This window comes from Clostridium sp. DMHC 10 (assembly GCF_001270375.1).
Taxonomy (GTDB): domain Bacteria; phylum Bacillota; class Clostridia; order Clostridiales; family Clostridiaceae; genus Clostridium_S; species Clostridium_S guangxiense.
Genome location: NZ_LGVB01000010.1, coordinates 40,303 through 58,956, shown reverse-complemented (window position 1 = coordinate 58,956; position 18,654 = coordinate 40,303). Strand labels below are relative to the sequence as shown.

7 protein-coding genes and 1 pseudogene are annotated in these 18,654 nt (G+C 31.8%); all 8 read right to left on the bottom strand.

Annotated elements, in window-relative coordinates; genetic code table 11:
• Positions 1-29: 29 nt before the first annotated feature.
• Positions 30-710 (bottom strand): bis(5'-nucleosyl)-tetraphosphatase (symmetrical) YqeK, encoded by a 681-nt coding sequence (gene yqeK / locus AGR56_RS01075; protein ID WP_053240799.1) that lies wholly within the window; start codon positions 708-710, stop codon positions 30-32.
• On the bottom strand, positions 707-1,108 hold the full coding sequence (gene panD, locus AGR56_RS01070) for an aspartate 1-decarboxylase (protein WP_053240798.1): 402 nt from the start codon (positions 1,106-1,108) through the stop codon (positions 707-709). Before panD ends, yqeK begins: the two co-directional genes overlap by 4 nt.
• Positions 1,098-1,511, bottom strand: coding sequence for a condensation domain-containing protein (locus AGR56_RS20595; RefSeq protein WP_053240797.1), 414 nt, complete (start codon positions 1,509-1,511; stop codon positions 1,098-1,100). Before AGR56_RS20595 ends, panD begins: the two co-directional genes overlap by 11 nt.
• Entirely contained in the window at positions 1,477-4,833 is a 3,357-nt protein-coding gene (locus AGR56_RS20590) for a non-ribosomal peptide synthetase (RefSeq protein WP_198149882.1), read from the bottom strand. The genes AGR56_RS20595 and AGR56_RS20590 overlap by 35 nt, the downstream gene beginning before the upstream one ends.
• Positions 4,784-6,592, bottom strand: coding sequence for a condensation domain-containing protein (locus AGR56_RS20585; protein WP_053240795.1), 1,809 nt, complete (start codon positions 6,590-6,592; stop codon positions 4,784-4,786). The genes AGR56_RS20590 and AGR56_RS20585 overlap by 50 nt, the downstream gene beginning before the upstream one ends.
• Positions 6,579-15,161, bottom strand: coding sequence for a non-ribosomal peptide synthetase (locus AGR56_RS20580; RefSeq protein ID WP_053240794.1), 8,583 nt, complete (start codon positions 15,159-15,161; stop codon positions 6,579-6,581). Before AGR56_RS20580 ends, AGR56_RS20585 begins: the two co-directional genes overlap by 14 nt.
• Before the next feature lie 107 nt (positions 15,162-15,268).
• The gene (locus tag AGR56_RS20570) at positions 15,269-17,161 is read right to left on the bottom strand and encodes a non-ribosomal peptide synthetase (RefSeq protein WP_084756822.1); all 1,893 of its coding nucleotides are present in this window, start codon (positions 17,159-17,161) and stop codon (positions 15,269-15,271) included.
• A gap of 500 nt (positions 17,162-17,661) precedes the next feature.
• Positions 17,662-18,653 (bottom strand): annotated as a pseudogene (locus AGR56_RS01040) (NAD(P)H-dependent glycerol-3-phosphate dehydrogenase).
• Position 18,654 lies beyond the last annotated feature (1 nt).

The window sequence follows — 18,654 nt, the reverse complement described above, 5'->3', positions numbered from 1 at the left end:
AAAGGCTTTGTTAAAGCTCTCACTTCCCTTTATAAAAGGTTCCGAAGCTTTTTTCCCATTTCAAAAGCTTTTTTAAATTCGTAAACAATCTCATTTAAAAAGTACTTTCTTTTGATATCTTCGCTTAAATAAACATTTCTAGTTTTCCTGCTCGATGGTGTAAACTCTTGCCCTTTCGAGTAATAACCATAACTTCTGACAAGAAAAGGATGAATCACATAAAGCTGAGAGTTCCAAAGCCATTCAAGAAAATACCGGCATCCTTCATCTAAAGAATTATCTAAAGCCTTTAATAAGTCCTTTAAATATGGAGGCTCACCATTCCGATCCCATTGAATTTTATCAGCAAGAAAAATTATCTTAACTAAAGTACTTGCATTATCAATACAGGTAGTGTGATAAAGAATTGAATCTAGTACATCAGTATTTTCAATTCCAAACAAAGCTTGCGCAAAATAATCTCCCTGCTTTGCGTGAACAAGCATCGGTACCTTACGTTCTTCTTCAAATAACTCAATACCTAAAGATTCTGCCACTTCAACTCGATCACTATCAGGAATTGCTCCACCTAGATCATGGAGACTGCCTGCAATAAAGGCAGTTTCTGGATCTACATTGGATTTTAAAGCTAATTCAAAAGCAACTTTTCCAACACCATAGGCATGCAGGAAATTTTCAGTTACTGGGGTTAAAAATCCACGATTTCTCATAAACTTTTCAACTCTTCAGTTAATAGTCCATATTGTTCATATCTTACTTTTTTTTCAACCATATTTTTTTCATCGACTAAAACAACGTAAGGCTTTGACGCTTTTGCTTCTTTGGGCTCCATTTGAGCATAGCTCATAATAATAACCTTGTCCCCTACAGAAGCACAACGAGCTGCTGCACCATTCAGGCAAATCATTCCTGAATGACGTGGACCTGCAATAACATAGGTTTCAAAGCGTTCCCCATTATTAACATCAGCAATTTGAACTTTTTCATATTCGATAATATCACTTGCTTCCATTAATTCTTCATCAATTGTGATACTACCTACATAATTTAATTCTGCCTGTGTGACAGTTGCACGATGAATTTTTCCTTTTAACATTTCAATTAACATTTAACTTTTCTCCAATCAAATTTTTAATTTTAATATCTATATTATTTACTATTTCTTCTAAAATAGCTCTGTAAATACGTGAAAACCTCTCAATTGTGTTAGCTTTGAACAAGGTTCGATCATAATTAAAATCTATATTTTGTCCCCATACAAAAATCGTAAGATCACAAAATGCATCTTTATCTGAATGTCCAGTCATTTCTGAAATGGAAGTAAACAATTTCGAATGTTCTAAAGCCTCACCTTTAAATCCTTGAATACCAAAATAAACATTATTACCAGTTAGTTTTATATCTAGTTCATAAATTAACTGTTCAAGAGGAATATCTTGATTATTTTGGGCATCAATAATCTTGTTATTAATTTTATCAACAAACGTTTGAAAAACTTTGGGTTTTATCAATATCCATTGTTAATAGGAACTGATTGATAAATAATCCAATTAGGTTCTCCAGTCCCTGTATATTTCGATTTACAGTCGGTATAGCAATCGGAATATTCTCTTGTCCACTTACACTTGAAAGCATCAAATAGTACGTACCCAGCAATACATTGTGTAGTGTCATATTTCTTTCTTTAACCACTTTAGTCAATCGATCATAAAAATCATCCTCTAAATGGATATATACATCTCCACCCTTGCTTTTAGCAGTGTCACCTAAACCACGATCTTCTGGAAGCTTTAATCCTTCATAATTCTTGAATTCTTTACGCCAGAAATCCACTTGTTGATTCTTCTTAACACTGTTTAAAAAATCATTCTGACATTTAGCAAAATCTCTAAATTGATAAGGTAACTCAGGTAATTCATCTTCGTAATAAGCTTTTTCAATTTCATCTAAGAACAAAGATGTTGACCAACCATCAAATGCTGCATGGTCTATTACACATACAAATTCCCCATTAAATATATTAACTTGTATAGGAATTTCATTTTTCAAGTCAAACTGATGAGCAAAATACTCAGAACGATCGATATTATTATGAGTTATTACTAATGGTCGTTCATCTACAACTTGATAGGTATCATAAATTCTAGTACGTAATATTTCTTGCCTATCAACAACTTTAATTACTGCTTTTGCTAATTTTTCAGGATCTATTCCTTCATTAATTTTGAAAGCCATCTTGATATTTCTATAAGAATCTATAGGTAACTTTTTGTATCTTTGCTGTGCAAAAGAAAGTTTTTGATCTTCTTTATTTTTAAAATCTTGTTTTGTCACAATAAGTCTATTCATTTCGTTACTATAATGAGAAGCTTGAAGCACTTGTGCAATTCCCTGAACTGTTTTAGCATCAAAGATCTCTTTTATAGTAATTTTCTTATTAAAAATTTTCTTCAATATGCTTACTAACTTAATTACTTTTATTGAATCTCCACCAATCATAAAGAAACTTTCTAATATGGATGTAGTGTCAGGATCAACATCAAGTAAATTACATATTGCCTCTAAAACACATTGTTCTACATCATTATGAGGAGCGACAAAATCCACATCGTTTTTATAGGTAATTTCCGGTAGAGCTCTTCTATCAATTTTCCCATTAATAGTCAATGGAAATTCTTTTACATGTTGATAGCCGGCAGGCATCATATAATCTGTTAAATAAAGAGATAATACTTTTTCGATCTCAGCACGTGGAATTTCTTCATCACTCTGGTAATATACTCCTAAATATTTACTACCTTCCTTACCTAACGCTAGAGCAAGCACTTGCTTTACACCTTTGACTTTCAACATGGCACTTTCAATTTCGCCTAATTCAATTCTAAAGCCCCTTATTTTTACTTGAAAATCGTTTCTACCTATTAATTCAAATTCATTATTTGGCAATACACGAACAATATCTCCAGTTTTATAAATACGACTGTATTCTTCAATCCCTTTTATGTTATAAGGATTTTCAGCAAAAACTTTCTCTGTTAACTCTGGTTGACCATAATATCCTCGTGAAAGTTGAGGACCACTTATATAAAGTTCTCCTACCGCTCCTTTTGGAAGAAGTTTTCTATTTTCATCCAATATAAAATGAGAATAATTTGGAAATGGCAACCCAATATTTGAATAGTTATCTGAAACCTTCTTCATTGATGTCCAAACAGTTCCTTCAGTAGGGCCATAAATATTAATTAAGTTAATATCTTTGAAACGACTTGCAAAAGCATCATTCATCTTCTCTCCACCAACCATAATCGTTGTAAGAGATGTAGAAAGAATTTCCTCACTATTATCCTGGAATAAATATGTAATTTTTCCAGGAGTCGATTGTAAAGTAGTTACATAATGCTTCTTCATGAACTCTGGAAATTCTTCTGGAGTCCCCGCAAATAAGTTTACTGTCCTACCTCTCAATAATTGTCCAAATACTTCAGTTCCAAAAATGTCAAAAACGTATTCTGCAATACAACCAAATTCGATATCTTTTGTTCCAGTACGCCTTATAGCCGAAAGTATATCTTCCAAATAAATTATGAAATTACGATGTTCTACCATTACCCCCTTGGGTCTACCTGTCGTTCCAGAGGTAAAAATAATATATGCTAAATCATTTGGTAGAATCTTTATTGGAAGATTTTCTTTTTTACTTGAAAACTCTTGCTTCATAAACTCTTCATCAATCACAATTTTTGCTTTTACTTGTCCTTTAATATATTCAATTCTTTCTAAAGGATAAGTGGGTGACATTGGAACGTAAACGGCACCTGCTTTTAATATTGCAAGAATTGCAAGAATCATGTTCTCTGACTTTTCTAGTAAAAGAGGTACACGGTCACCTGATTTTATTCCAGTACTTTCAACAAGTGTATGTGCTACTTGGTTTACTTTTGAGTTCAATTCCTCAAAACTATAGCTTAAATTTCCAAATTTCAAGGCAGTATTATTGGGATGAAGTTTTACTTGTTTCTCAAATTGTTCAATAATATTAGTTTCTGGATAGTATGCTGTACCAAAATCAGGTATCTCTTTTACATAAGTGAATTCATCAACCTCTTGAAGTATTTGTTCAATTATGCTTTGCATAAAGTTAAACAACTGATCGATTATATCTTCCGCAAAAATCTCACCTGCATATTTAAATCGGAAATTTAGCCCATCCTCATTCTCATAAAGAACAACAGTTATTGGATAATCTAATTTTTCCTGTCCGTAAAAATGAGTTATTCGCAATTTATCACTATCTCCATTATTCTTTGGTAATGGATAATTTTCATAGACAAACAACGTTTCAAACAGCCGTGTGCCGTTTGATTGAAGACTTGCAAGACTAACATTACTATGCATCATACAATCATTATTAATATCTTGTAATCGCTGAAGCTGAGAAACAATACTGTCATTAGTATGAGTAAATTGTACGGGCAAAGTGCGAATATACAAACCAACACTTTCTTCAATGCCCTCTACAGGAATATTTCGCCCTGCATTAACAACACCGATAGTTGTTTCTTTAACACCGCCATAAACACTTAACAATTTGTGCCATGCATATTGAACAATAATATTAATTGTGAGACCCTTATTATTTGCAAATTCTTTAAGTTTGCTATAATTACGTCCAGTAATTTCAAATATACTGTCTTTTGGCTTTTCAATCCTCTTTATTTCTTCAAGCTTTACTGTGTGTTTTTCTTCTTTAAATAGACCAGCTAAATCAGGATGAGATACCTCTCTAAGATATTTTTTTCCAAAAATCAGCCGAATCATTTTTAGTTCTATCAAGATATTTCTGAGTTTTAATATACGCAATATCTTCATTAATATTCACCTTTTGATTCTTGCACAACTTATCATAGGTAGCATGTACAAAATCCAGCATAATAGGATTAGACCATCCATCTAATATGGCATGATGGTTTGTTAAGACACAAGTATAATGACTATCGTCATGCCTTATAAGTCTAATTCTAAACAGGCTTCCAGCTTTCAAATCAAAAGGAGTCATTCTTTGAGATTGCACAACCTTGCCTACATGGTCATTCTCCAGCAGTTCAAAATCTAAATTACCCTTCTTAGGAATTATCTGAAGTATCTCTTCATAATTATAATTCAAACATAAACGCAAGCTTGGATATTTCTTTTGAGTTATAGACCATGCTTTACGATATTTATCAACATCTATTACTTGTTCATAATCAAAAATGTAAGAACAAATATATGCATCATCATTTGTGACATTATTTAATGCATGGTATATAAATCCTTCTTGCAGGGCATTAGCGGATAAAACATCTTCCAATTCTTGATACTTTTGAAGCTCATCTAATTTTTCTTGAGATATGGCTAAATCTAGATCTTCACTTGTAAGGTAAGTTCTATCCAACCCTAACAGTTCATCTACTAATTCCTTTAACTTAACTTGATATTCTCTTGCCAAGCTTTCAATACCTTCTAAATTACCACTAAGTTCAAAAGTCAATTTTTTTTGAAAGATTCCACCATTTACAGCCAAATAGTCTTTTAATTTAACATTAGTTGTGTCTCCAAGATCACTAGTAATAATTGACCAATCATCTGACGCTCCATTATCTATTTCACCTAAATAGTTAAACAATATATTTGGTAGATTGTTTGAGTGTATTCCATATTTTGCACCATAACCAACTCCATAGTCTGTGACAAGTCTGTTATAATGCTTCGTTTCTATAAGGTCAGTTGAAATTTTTTGAGGATATATAGCTGTAAACCACCCTACCGTTCGTTGAATATTAATATTTTCAGCAATTTCAGCTCGTCCATGAGATTCCAATTTAATATGACTAATTTCTTCACCATGGATGGATTTTAATGCTCGTGCAAAAGCTGTAAACAATACTTCATTAATTTTAGTATTATAAATTTGATTGACCTTATTTAATAATTTGTTCGTCAACTCATGATCAAATTTAATAGTGATTCTCTTGTATTTATCAGATGTTTTAAATACTTCTTTCTCGCTTATATTCCCTTCTAAAGACCACCCAGTCGTGTTGAATTTTCTAACTTCTTCACACCACTGACGATAGCTAGTTCCTTTTGGTGGAAGCGTATTTCCCTCATAAAGTTCTTTTAAATCTGAGGCAATAATCTGCCAAGAAACAGTATCAATTATCAAGTGATGACATATTACAGCCAAAACATTCTCACTTTGTTTAAACAGGAAACGATAAAGCTTTCCACTAAGCTTAAAACTTTCTTGGATACTATTGAATTCTTCTGTGGAATCGGCAGTCAACATGTCAATATCATATATTTTCTCAGTATAATACTGTTTTTTTCCATCAAAAGATAAACGCAGCGCATCATGATAATTTACTAAATCAATCAAAGCTTTTTTAAGACGCTCTAAATCAATGTCTCTTGGTAATGAAATAGCAAAAGCCTGGTTAAAGTAATTGGAATTAAAATCTTCGAAGAACCATTCCTGAATTGGAAGTAATTTAACTTCTCCTGTTAATTCACCTTGTTCACTTAATACTTCTATCTCGTTAACTTTTTCCAATATATTGTGAAAGATTCTTAATAGTTTTTGCAGCGAAAATTTGTTTTATGGTTATAGTTTGATTCAATTTTTGCTTGATTCGATTGCTTAACTGAATTGCCTTAATTGAATCTCCTCCAAGATGGAAGAAACTTGCTGTTACGCTTACCTCTTTATTATCTAAACCTAAAACCTCTGCAGTTATTTCTTGCAGTTTTATTTCAATTTCGGTTTCTGGTGGTGTAAATTCTTCTGATCTAAATGTAGGTATAGGCAACGCTCTTCTATCCAATTTACCGTTAATAGTAAGTGGAAAGTTTTCCATAAAAACAAATACACTAGGAATCATATAATCAGTTAAACTTTCTTCCAATTCATGTTTAAGAAATTCATCTGATAACTCTTTATCAGCTTGATAGTAAGCAACTAGATGCTCATTGATTGCTAACACAACCGCCTGCTTAATTTCCGTAATTTTAGTAAGTCTAGCTTCAATTTCTCCAAGTTCAATACGTAATCCATGAATTTTAACTTGGAAGTCGTTACGTCCTAGATATTCAAATTCTCCCGTATTAAGTAATCTAACAAGATCCCCAGTTTTATAAATTCGTCCAAGATTAGGATGTTTTATAAACTTATCCGCTGTTAGTTTTGGCTCATTGATATATCCTCTAGCTAACTGAATACCACCTAAAGCTAGTTCACCAATCGCCCCTTTGGGTAATAAATGATTTGAACGGCTTAATACATAGCAGTTAGTATTTGCAATTGGTTTACCAATGAGTACTTTTTTTAGTGAAGGATCATTGCAATCAAAATATGTCACATCAATACTTGCCTCAGTTGGACCATACAAATTGTACATTTTAGCTTTAGGAACAAGACTTCTAAACTTCCTAACACTATTAATATTTAATGCTTCGCCTGAACAAAAGACGTATTTTAAGGAACTAATATCAAAGCTCTCTGTATTAAAGTCTTTTTTATACATTTCTAAAGTATCAACGAATGCATCTAACATGCTTGGAACAAAATGCATTACTGTAATTTGTCTATCCTTAATCTCTCTTGCTAAATAAAGCGGATCTTTATGCCCACCTTCTAAAGCAAATACGATACGCGCACCTGCTAATAACGCCCATACTTGTTCCCAAACAGAAACATCAAATACATAGTTAGTTTTTTGATAAATTCTATCATTTTCTGTTATTGTATAAGTTTTATTCATCCATTGAACACGATTGCTAAGCCCAGCATGCTCAATCATTACACCTTTTGGTCTTCCAGTTGTTCCAGAAGTAAAAATTATATAAGCAAGATCATTCATGGAAGGTTTTATTCCAGAATCACATTCACTGGTTTTCTTATACACATCAAACGATTCATCAATAATTAGTTTTGCACCAATCTGTTCAAGAATATATTGTTTTCTTTCTTCTGGGAATTCTGGAGAAATAGGAACATAAGCACAGCCTGCCTTTAAAACTCCCCAAATAGCAATTGACATTTTTTCGCTGCGTTCAAGTAGCAAAGGAATTCGATCTCCAGGCTTAATACCATTTACCAGCAAATAATTTGCTAAACGATTAGTTAGCTTATCAAATTCTTTATATGTCAATTTTATATTCTGATATTCAACTGCAATATTGTCTGGTGTACGTGCTACTTGTTCTTTAAACAAATCCACAACCGTTTTATTTGGATAATCAATAATATCACCTTTTGCATAATCGTTGGATACTGTGAATTCACATATTGCTGCTTTGTCATTTTCAATTATTCTATTCAATACTGAAACATAAGTTTCTAACATGGATTGAATAGTTGATTCTTTGAAAAGATCGCTGCAGTAATTAAAGCTAATGTATCCATTTTCAACTATAACGGATAAATCGTATTTCGCAATCTTATAATCTATTCCACTATTTATATCCTCAAATAAATCATTTTTAACTAATGTATTTTTTGAGAAATCTTGAACGCTAAATAACATTTGGAAAATAGCATTTCTTGATGAATCTTGTACCACATCAAGTGCTTTTACAATTTGTTCAAAAGGAATATCCTGATGATTTTGAATTTGAATAACCTCATGATGATTTTCTTTAATAAGTTTTTCAAAAGTCATATCTTCGGTAATCAAAGTTCTTACTGGCAATGTATTAATGAAAAATCCTATTAAGTTTTCTGTACCACTAATATGACGATTTGCAAATGGTGTTCCAACAACAATATCCTGCTGATAACTAAACTGTGCTAACATTACATCTAATGCACTTAACATTATTGTATAAAGACTAGTTTGGTGCTTTCTTGCCAGTGCATTTAAATCTTCCTGTAACTTTTTATGAAATGCTAATTGAACATTTGATCCCTTATATGTGAAATTTTTCGGTCTTTCGTAATCAATTGGAAGATTTAAGTTTTCATAAGACTCAAGAGTTGATTTCCAAAAATCAATCTGTTCTCCAATTATTCCATCCGTAAGATATTTCCTTTGCCAACTAGCATAATCCTTATATTGAACGCTCAATGGCTCTAGCCTTTCACCATGATAAAGTTTGATTAGTTCTTGCAGTAAAAGTTCAATTGACCAACCATCAAAAGCAATGTGATGAATAACTAATGCCAGCTTATTATCATAAATATTTGCTCGAATTGGAATTTCATTTTCTAGATCAAAAACTTCATCAACATAGTTCTGAATATTAATTGAATCATGGCTTATCTTAAAGGTATTATTAGTCACAACCTGATAATTATCCTTAATTATTGTTCTTAGTATTTCATGCCTATTTACAATCTTATAGAGAACTTTTTCAAGATTTTCTATTAAAACATCCTTTGATAGGCGCAGTATTATTGGAACATTATAAGCACTCGTGCCTCCCTCAAACTGTTCAATAAACCATAAACGTTCTTGAGCAAATGAAAGAACTTGCTTGTCTTCAGATGCGAATTTCTCTTTTGCTACCTTTATTAATCTTGGTTTTAATTTAGCTAAATTACGAATATTTTTTGCTTCAAATATCTGCTTTACCTGTAAATTTATTTTATTTGATAGTTTTAAAGCAAGAATAGAGTTCCCTCCGAGTTTATAAAAATCATCCAGTACCGAAACTTTATCAATTTCTAATACTTCTCTAAATGCCTTTGCGATTTCTTTTTCCCTTTCATTTTGAGGTTCAATAAATTCTTTGTGTTCAATCACAGGTTCTGGTAGTTTTCGAAGATCAATTTTTCCATTCAGTGTCAATGGGAATTCATCCAGCTGCACGTAACTATTTGGAAGCATATATGTTGGTAATAACTCCTCCAAGGTATTTTGTAACTCACCCTTATAGTAAGCAACTATATTGTTACCTTTGACCAAGGCCAAACATTGAACAATAGAATCTTGTTCCATTAATTTGGCTTCAATTTCACCTAACTCTATTCTGAATCCCCTAACCTTAACCTGAAAATCATTTCTACCAATATAAACTAAATCTCCAGATGGTAACAGCTTAACCAAATCACCAGTTTTATATATTCTCCCAAACTTAGGATGATAAATAAAAGAACTATTTGTTTTTTCCTCGTCCCTTATATAACCTCTTGCAATACCTGCACCACCAATAAATAATTCACCTATACCATTTGTTGGAACTTCGTGCAGTGAATCATTTAATACATGCACAGAAACATTTTTTAAAGGTTTACCTATGTTATTCGAATTCATTCCGTGTTCATAGAATTTAGCAGTCGCACATACTGTTGTTTCAGTTGGGCCGTATCCATTAATTATGGTTGTACCGCTATTTTCATAAGCCTGGTAAATATTATTTGGTGTTGATTCACCTTCAACAATCAAAGTATCTAATGATAACAAGTCTTCAGAATTTAAAATTGCTGGAGGTAATACTGCTAATGAAATATTATTTTTTTTAATTATTTCCTTTAACAATTGATAATCCATACGAGTTTGATCGTCTAATAAATAAGTAGCTGCACCTGCTAGTAATGTATAGAACAATTCACAAACAGAGGTATCAAATACAAAATCAGCAAAATGTACTGCTTTTGTCTCTGGAGTGATGTCAAGCAACTTAATCAGATTACATATCATATTTACAACTCCATGATGTTCAATCATAACTCCTTTAGGAACTCCTGTTGTTCCTGATGTGAAAATAATATAAGCTAATGAGTCTCCAAATACTGGAACATTAGGATTTGTTACATCCATTGAAATAATTTGAAAATCATCAGTAACAACAAACGGTGCATTAACTTTTTCTGTAATATAGTCTATCCTTGATTGAGGATACTCAAGGCTCATTGGTACATAATTTGCACCAGCTTTTAATATACCTAATATTGCTATTACAAATTTTTCACTTCGTTTCATCAAAATAGGAATATGCATACCAGGAACTACACCATAATTATCAATCAGCGTATGGGCAAATTGATTTGAAATTTGGTTTAATTCTTTATATGTAAGACTATTTTCGTCAAACACGAGGGCTTTGTTGTCTGAATAAAGTTTTGCTTGTTTTTCAAATAGTGTATGAACAGGAAGATCAGGATATTCTTCTTTCTCCTTCTGATCTAATTCACGATTGTAAATAATATCTGAAATCATGATTTGGGGATTTTTAACTACTTGTTTTAAAACTAATGCATAAGTTTTTGCCAGTTCTTTAATAGTTTTTTCTTTAAAAAGCTTCGTTGCAAAAGTAAAATTGACTATATTTTTTCTATGCATAACCGAAATATCAAACTTTGTGCTGTGAAGATGCAGGTGTTCATTAACTGAAGTAAACAAGTCATTACGTTCAACATCTTCAGCAATATCCTGAAATCCAAACGCAATTTGAAAAATTGGATTTCGTGATAAATCTTTTTCATCTTCAAGTGCATCAACTATTTGTTCAAAAGGTAAATCCTGCTGCTTTTGAGCCTCTAACATCTGCTCATTATTTTGATTTATTAATTCACTAAAAGTATCGTCTGAGTTAATAACAGAACGGATAACTAGTGCGTTCACAAAGAATCCAATCATATTCTCGGTACCCTGAATATGACGATTTGCAATCGGGGTTCCCAAAACAATATCTTTTTGATTTGTATATGCTGACAAAAGTAACATAAATGCACTAAGCGTTACGCAAAAAAGACTAGTATTATGCTCTTTGGCAATTTCATTCAACTTTTGAATTAGCAATTCATCTAATTCATAGTCAAACTCTTTTCCATCATAATCAAAGTGTTTTGGTCTAGGAAAATCAGTTGGAAAATCAAGTGTTTCATAACTAGAAAGTTTTTCTAACCAATACTCTTTCTCTTCCTTTAACAAGTCTTTACTTTGTGATGTAACCTGCCATCTTGCATAATCTTTATATTGCACTTCTATAGGATCAAGAGCCTCACCATCATACAAACGAACTATTTCTTTCAAGAAGATATTAGTAGACCAACCATCAAAAGCAATATGGTGAATATTTACGGCCATTGTATCTTCATAAATGTTTACTTTAATAGGTATTTCTTTTTCAAGATCAAAGGAATACGCAAAGAAATCATCTATATCTATTGGTTCATGTGTGATTTCAATAGTTTTATCTAACACTTTTTGGTAAGAGTCCACAATTATTGTTCTTAAAATTTCATGACGATTAACTACCTCTTTAATCGCTTGTTCAAGTTTTTCATGATTTACTTCTTTATTAAGTTCTAATAGAATAGGAATATTATATGCATTAGTTCCCTGCTCCAGCTTATCAATGAAGAAAAGACGTTCCTGTGCATAGGATAGATTTTGATCTTTCTCACTATTAAACACTTGTTTTTCAACAACTTGAGTTCTTTCACTTACTTTAGCAAGATTTAAAATATTTTTTTCCTCAAATATTGATTTTACTGGAACATTTATTAAGCTAGCAAGAGAAATTGCAGCAATAGAGTTTCCTCCTAAATGAAAGAAATCTGCGTTTATTGAAGCCTTGTCTAAGCCCAAAACCTTACAGAAAGCTTTCTCAATTTCTTTCTCACGTGCTGTTTTTGGAGCAATATATTCATCTTTATATACTGGTTCAGGTAGAGCTCTAACATCTAACTTTCCATTAATAGTAAGTGGCAACTCTACCATACGTATATATGCCATTGGAATCATGTACTCAGGTAAAAATTTTGCTAACTCATTATATAGTTCACCTCTTTTAAAGTCACGATTAGAAACATAATAAGCAAGCAAGTTATCATTCTTGGCAATAACAGCAACTTGATCAATTCCTTCTATATCGTTAAGTTTATTTTCGATTTCACCTAACTCAACACGATAGCCACGAATCTTTACTTGGAAATCCTTTCTCCCAAAATATTGATATGAGCCATCATTCAAAACTCGAACCAAATCACCTGTGTCATAGATTATACCTTGTCCAAATGGATTTTTAATATATCTTTCAGCCGTTTCTTTAGGTTGATTTATATAGCCGCAGGTTACCTGATTTCCACCAATATATAAATTACCAACTGCTCCCATAGGTAGAAGCTGTTTATTATCGTCTAACACATAAGGTTCAACCCCACCTACTGGTCTGCCAATGGACAAATCCGTAACATCATTATTCACAAAACTTAACACAGTTGTTTCTGTTGGGCCATAACAATTATTCAATTGAATTGAAGAATCTTTATACTTATTAATTACTTCCTGTGTAATTGCCTCTCCGCCGCAGTGAATAACTTGCATGGTTGGTACTTTCTTCAGATCGATTCTAGCTGCCAATGATGGTGTCATACCAATTGCATTTACTTGAAATTTATTCAAAGTATGAATAAACAAGTCAATATCATAAATTAAATCTGTATCTAAAATGACTACACTTTCACCCATAGTAAATGGTCTAATCAAATCATGAATAGATGAATCAAATACATATTCAAAAAAAGCCCCATTTACAACTCCTGCATGCATCGCAGACTTGTCCATTTTCGCAACTTCAGTAACATAATTACTCAAGTTTTTATGTTGGACCATAACACCTTTTGGTTTTCCACTAGTGCCTGAAGTAAAGATCATATAGGCTAGCTTGTTAAATTTTATTTCTTTTTCAGGATTATTTATATGATTAGGAAATTCCTGATCCATAAATTTATCATCTATAACGAAATCAGCTTCACAAGTATCTACGATATATTGGATACGTTCCTTAGGATATTTCAAACTAATTGGTACATATGCTGCACCAGCTTTTAATACGGCAAGAATCGCAACAACCATTTTGTGAGTACGTTTGAGCATTAATGGTATCTTTTGTTCAGTTTGAACTTCTAGTTCTTCTATTAAATAATTAGCTAACTTATTGACTTCTGTATTTAATTCTTTATAACTAAAAGACTTATCGTTGTCTCTTAAAGCAATATCGTTAGGCCTTAATTTTACTTGATTTTCAAATAACTCAATAACATTTTTGTGATCTCCTACTTTCTTAAAATCTAGGAGCTTTGAACGTTCTTGTTCATTAACAAAAGATATATCTGAAAGCTTCTTCCCTAGGCTGCTAATAAAAATTTTCAAAGTATCAATTAAATGAGCAGCAAGGCTTTCAATTGTATTAGCCATAAATAATGAAGAATCATAATTAAGTAACAACTGCATATTGGAATTTGTATCCTCAACTTCAAAGGTTAGAGGAAATTTTGCTTCAGTTGTTTTGTATGAATTTTTCTTTGCTTTACCATCAAAATAGTATGTACTTGCTTTAATATTTTGATAAACAAACATACAATCAAAGAGCGGATTCCCAATTCCACTTGTCGCATGAAGATCTTTTACTATTTCTTCAAATTGATAATTTTGATTTGAAATTGCAGTTAATATATTATCCTTTACGTTGTTTATAAATTCTCTCACTGTTAATTTTGAATAAGGTTTTACACGTATAGGCAATGTATTAACAAACATACCTAGCATATTTTCAGTAGCTTCGTGAATTCTACCATTAGTAACTGTTCCTAAAATGAAGTCTTCACTATGATACATCTTTGATAAAAGAATACTAATTGAACTAAAAAAAAGCATATATTCACTAATTCCATTCTGTAGAGCAAATGAGTGAATCTTTTCTATCAGAGATTTATCTATGGAAATTTTATATGTTTTGCCTTCAGGGCTATGATTTTTATCTTGTTTATAATCGGTTGCTAATTCAAGCTGCTGGTAATCAGAAAGGTAATCCTTCCACCATTTCCTTTCAGCCTCACAATCAAGCCCATTGAACCAAACGCTATAGTCTTTATAATGTAAAATATGTGCATCTAATTTATTACCCTCATATAGTTTTCCTAGTTCTTGATAAAATATTTCTTCACTTGTACCATCAGTAATTATGTGGTGTTTGTCAATAAAAAGCGAACTATATTCTAAACCTTGTAATAATCGAATTCTCATTGTTTGTCCTGTACGAAGATTTAATGGTTTCACAAATTGTGAGTAGTCCTCAGTGTAAGGTACTACTTCAAAATCTAGTTTATTTTCAGCCATTACTTTTTGAACATACTCACCATTTATATTTAAAAATTTTTGTACGCAAAGATTCATGTCTCATGATCATTTCTTTTAGAGCATGCTTTAGCTTTGATTCGTCCACTTTAAAAGAAAAATCTATTACTGTTTGTTCATTATAAGTTGTTTCATTTTTATTCATCTCATGAAAAAATGAACATTCTTTTTTGTGCAGGACTCATTGGATAAAATTCTTTTTCATCTACAGGTTTAATTGTAGTTTCATCTTCAATTTCTAACGAATCTAATAATTTAGCTAATTCTTTTACTTGCTGATTATCAAAAATATCTCGCGCGCTTAATTTTTTATGAGCCTTTTCGTATACATAATTGGACAATTGCATGGCAATGAGCGAATTGCCGCCCAAATGAAAAAAGTTATCCAGCAACCCTACATGATTTAATTTTAAAATTTGTTCTACTGCTGCAACAATAAACTTCTCCGTTTTTGTAGTAGGAGCCTTATATTGTGCCATATCAATTTCTATTTTGGGTAGATTAGTTCTATCAAGTTTTCCATTTACATTAAGGGGCAGTTGTTCTAACCAAACATATATTTGAGGCTGCATATACTCTGCTAAGTAGTTATTTGCAATTGATCTAATGTATTCTTCTTCCAGCTTTTTATGGCTTACATAATAAGCTGCAATAAATTTATCATCATATCCAACAACTACAGATTTTTCAATTTCAGGAACCTTCTCAATTTGAGCCTCTATTTCACCAGGTTCAGTACGTATACCGTTAATATTTAATTGAAAATCATTACGACCAACAAACTCAAATTCATGGTTATCAAGTCTTTTTACTAAATCACCTGTTCTACAAAGCATTCCTTCGCCAAATGGATTAGGAATAAAGTGGAGTTTTGTTTCATTTTCTAATTTAAAATACCCTTTTGAAAGTTGATTACCAGTAACGCATATTTCACCAACTTGACCAATTGCCACTTCATTTAAATTCTCATCCAAAACGTAAGCGGTCATATTATCTAGTGCCGCTCCGATTTTTTTAATATCTTCTACCTTTTCTATAACCTTCGCAGTTCCAGCGTGAAATTCTGATTGTCCATACACATTGACTAATTTAATCTCATTTTCATGTGTATTATAAAAAAGACTTTTAGGAATTTTTTCTCCAGCTACTGCTACAGTACGAACATGCTTTAACTTTTTATAATCTAAACTATCAGCAAGGGACGGCGTGCACTGAAAATAATTAATCTCCTTTTCATTAATATAGTCTGAGAATTTTTCAATATTTTCAAGACAATCTGGTGCTGAAATCACTAATGTATGTCCATTTAATAGTGCTCCAAATATTTGAGTTGTTGCAACTGAAAAAATATAATTAACCAAAAGCAGCATATTATAACTATCACTTGTATCAAGTTGAAGATATTTACAATAGGACTGAATATGACTTACAACACTTTTATGAGTATGTAAAACCCCTTTTGGATTTCCTGTTGTTCCTGATGTATAAACAATATAGGCTAAATCGTTGATATCCATCGATACATTCAAATTACTATCATGCGGCTTGAAATTTTGAGAAAGGAACTTATCATCAATAACTAGTTTAGCTTTGGTTTGCTGCTTAATATAATCTATTCGAGACTTTGGATATTTTTTAGATAAAGCTGTATAGCAAGCCCCAGCTTTTAAGATTGCTAATATTGCAACAATAATTTTTTCGTTTCTTTCCAAAACCAGTGGAATGATATCACCTGAAGAAATGCCATATTCATTTACCATATAATTTGCTAAAGAGTTAGCTCTCTTATTAAGATCATCATAAGTAATTTCATTATTACCAAATATTACAGCTACTTTGTTTGGAGTTTTTTCTGCCTGCTGTTCAAAAGCAGAAATTATAGTTTTCACCATATATGTAACCCCCTCTTTCATTAGATTGCTAGAAAACTGGACTCCGATACAATTTAAAAGTTCCATCATACCAACTTCAGCACCTTGAATAGTTATATCATCTATTAGTGCATCAATTTCGTGTCTTCTCTTCTTAGTAATTATCAATGATATCGATTACAGTCGAACTTATTCAATTTTAATTTCCGGGATTGAAGTACGCAAGCAAAGTGTATTATTTTTTTACACTCTTTATCAAATATGTTAAGTTACCTCTTTAAGAAAGTCATTTTCATATAAAATTACCTCAAATGGAAATTATTAATATATGTGTATTATAACACCTTTTATTTAAAGTCTCAATTATAAATTCTATGTACTGGAGTGTTCTGAGAAAATTAGATATGTAAAATCTACGATTTTCTTAAAATCCCTATTTGTTTAAATATTTAACTTCTACAATAATTTGTAAGTAAAGATAAACACTTACTCCTATTGAAATTTTCATAATCATATGAGACATATTGAGCGCCTCAATCTAAGTAAAAAAACCTTATTTTAATAAATAGCTATACCATTGCTTTATCTACAATAGTATAGCTATTTATCTAAATTATTGAATATTAGGTTGATGACATTGGACTTAACTTATGCTCGAAGCCCTTTTATCATATTTCACTTTTCTTTTCTCTTACCATAAGTTCGTGAACTTGATTTTCTGGATCTTTATTTTTAAATAGCACATTGTAAAGAGCATTGGTTATAGGCATATCCACCTCAAGTAACTTGCTAAGCTCATAAAATGCTTCACAAGCTTTTACTCCCTCAACAACCATTCCAATTTGTTTGCAGGCTTCTTCACAAGGCATGCCATTTCCAATGAGTATACCAGCTCTTCTATTTCTGCTGTACATACTAGTACAAGTAACTATAAGATCGCCCATTCCTGTAAGACCGTAAAAAGTTTCAATTCTTCCACCAAGTTTTATTCCTATTTTAACTATTTCGCTCATACCTCTTGTCATAAGGCAGCTTTTGTGTTATCACCATATCCCATTCCATCACATATTCCCGCAGCCAATGCAATTATATTCTTTACAGCGCCACCTATCTCTACTCCAATAATATCATTGTTAGTGTACACTCTAAATTTGTTTGCCATAAATACGTCTTGGATTTCCCTAGCATACTCCATTTTGCTTGAAGAAACAACTGCAGTAGTTGGAATCTCCATTGCTACTTCTTCTGCATGACTTGGTCCAGACAATATAACAACTGCATTTTTAGGCAGCTCTTCTTCTATAACCTGAGACAACCTTTTTTGGCTTTGCTCTTCTATACCCTTTGCAATATTTATTATTATCTGGCTTTCCTTTATAAAAGGCTTAATTTTTTCACACATTTCTCTTACAACATGCGATGGAACTGCAAGAACTATATATTTATTTTGCGTAACCGCATATTCTATATCAGGTGTTGCCTTAACATTAAATGGTATTACAGCTTTGGGAAGATATCTTGAATTTCTTTTATTTACGTTTATATCGTTTATAATTTCTTCTTTTCTATCCCATATTAAAACGTCATAACCTTTGCCCGCAAGCATAATTCCAAGGGCAGTTCCAAAACTACCCCCTCCCAAAAAAGTTATACCGTTCATT

Coding starts and splice junctions, on each gene's coding strand:
- yqeK (WP_053240799.1), bottom strand. CDS start 710: ATGAGAAATCGTGGATTTTTAACCCCAGTAACTGAAAATTTCCTGCAT.
- AGR56_RS20580 (WP_053240794.1), bottom strand. CDS start 15,161: ATGAATCTTTGCGTACAAAAATTTTTAAATATAAATGGTGAGTATGTT.
- panD (WP_053240798.1), bottom strand. CDS start 1,108: ATGTTAATTGAAATGTTAAAAGGAAAAATTCATCGTGCAACTGTCACA.